The organism is Rhizobium sp. PDO1-076 (genome assembly GCF_000247475.1).
GTDB lineage: Bacteria > Pseudomonadota > Alphaproteobacteria > Rhizobiales > Rhizobiaceae > Allorhizobium.
Window position 1 is genome coordinate 1 of sequence record NZ_AHZC01000238.1, and the last position, 2,075, is coordinate 2,075.

The following is a 2,075-nucleotide window of genomic DNA, read 5'->3' on the forward strand; positions in this document are numbered from 1 at the left end:
AGCCATGTTCAGACTGGGCGCTGATATCAAGGTCTATCTGCATCGCGAACCGATCGACTTTCGCGCCGGCATAAACAGTCTTGCGGTCCTGGTGCAGGAAGTGATGGAGCTTGACCCGTTTGCGCCTGCGGTCTTTGCGTTTTGCAATCGCCGCCGCGACCGGATGAAGTTGTTGTTCTTCGATCGGTCCGGTTTTGTGATGGTCCTGAAGCGATTGACGGAAGACAGGTTCAGATGGCCACGCCGGGAGACTGCGGTGGTGACGCTTTCGACCGAGCAGCTCCATTGGATACTTGACGGCATCGATATCGACGCGATGGTCCGCCATCCGGTGCGGCAATACCAGATCGCCGGCTGACGGCTCTCGACTTCTGCGGTTGACGCAGCGGTACGGTTCAGATTCAAAACTACGATGATTCGAACCGGCGAACCAGGCATTGCAGAACTGATGGCGCAGTTGGCGGCCAATGCTGCCGAAATCGCCGCGCTGAAAGCCGAGAAAGAAGCGCTCACGGAACGCGTGGTCAAGCTGGAGGAAGAGCTGGCACTGGCGCGGCTCCATCGTTTTGCGCCGAAAAGCGAAAAGCACATCGATCGCCTCTTCAATGAAGCCGAGCAGGTTGCCGATGAAGACGACGCCGGCGGTGAAGATGGCGAGGTCGTCGACCTGCCGGACACCGGCTTTCCGTCTACCGAAAAGCCGGAGGGAAAGAAGCGTGGCCGCAAGGCCCTACCGGAACACCTGCCGCGCGAGCGCGTCGAGTATGACCTTCCCGAAGATCAGAAGGCCTGTCCTTGCTGTCGTCACCGGATGCACCACATGGGCGAGGCCATTACCGAGCAGGTTCATATCGAGGTGAAGGCGAAGGTCCTGCAGAATGTGCGCTTCAAGTATGCCTGCCGCCATTGCGACCGCACCGGCATCAATACGCCGGTCGTGATCGCGCCGATGCCCGCGCAGCCCTTGCCAGGCAGCATCGCCACGGCCTCGACACTGGCATTTGCTCTTGTTCACAAGTACGTCGACGGCACGCCGCTCTACCGCTTGAGCCAGGCATTCGAGCGAGCCGGCGTGCCCGTCAGCCGCGGCGCTCTGGGGCATTGGGTGATCGGATCGAGCGAGAAGCATCTCTCCCGCATCTATGACGCACTGAAGCTGCGGCTCAGGTCTCAAGCACTCATCCATGGCGACGAGACCACCGTCCAGGTCCTGAAGGAAAAGGACAGGGAGGCCACCAGCACATCATTTATGTGGGCATACCGGAGCGGCGAAGAGAGTAACGAGCCGATCGTGCTGCTCGATTATCAACCGGGTCGCGGCCAGATTTATCCGCAGGCCTTCCTCGGCGATTACCGCGGCATACTGATGAGCGATGGCTATACCGCATGGCGCACGCTGGCAGGGGCCACCCATGTGGGATGCATGGCTCATTCCAGACGTCGCTTCGTCGATGCCCTCAAGGCAAGAAAGAAGCGGGGCGGTCCGCCGGAGCAGGCGCTCAAGTTCTTCGAGCAGCTCTACCGGGTTGAAGGCCAGGCGCGGAACGAAAAGCCGGACAAGGGCGAAACACAAGCCGATTGCATTCGCCGCTTTCGCCAGCAACACAGCGTTCCCATCCTCAATGCTCTCAAGACATGGCTCGACGACGTCGCGCCGAAGGTCTTGCCCGATAGCAAGATCGGCGACGCCGTGTCCTACACTCTGAACCAGTGGGAGTACCTGACGCGATACACGGAAGACGGCAGGATGCCGATCGACAACAACCTCCTCGAACGCGATATCAGAATCTTTGCCACCGGCAGAAAATCCTGGCTGTTCAGCGATACCGTGGATGGAGCCAGGGCCAGCGCCGTCATATACAGCCTGATGCTGACCTGCCGCGCCTGTGGCGTCGAGCCCTTGGCCTACTTGCGCCACGTCCTCAGCGAATTGCCGCAGCGCGCCACAGACGCCGACATCACCGACCTGCTGCCCTTCAACTTCGCCAAAACCGCCGCTGCATGATCCGATGCAGCCGTCTGACAGCGACCCCGTCAAACGGGCCGCGTCAACGCGCATGGAAATGAGCGCTTAC

At 60.4% G+C, this 2,075-nt stretch carries 2 protein-coding genes; both read left to right on the plus strand.

Annotated features, from left to right (window positions below; all coding sequences use genetic code 11):
- Positions 1-358 (plus strand): IS66 family insertion sequence element accessory protein TnpB (gene tnpB / locus PDO_RS14005; RefSeq protein WP_007602743.1); only part of this gene is annotated, 358 nt, incomplete at its 5' end.
- 54 nt (positions 359-412) lie between these two features.
- Entirely contained in the window at positions 413-2,005 is a 1,593-nt protein-coding gene (tnpC, locus tag PDO_RS14010) for an IS66 family transposase (RefSeq protein ID WP_007602745.1), read from the plus strand.
- Positions 2,006-2,075 lie beyond the last annotated feature (70 nt).

Excerpts from the sequence above, each read along its gene's own strand:
- tnpC (WP_007602745.1), top strand. The coding sequence starts at position 413 with ATGATTCGAACCGGCGAACCAGGCATTGCAGAACTGATGGCGCAGTTG.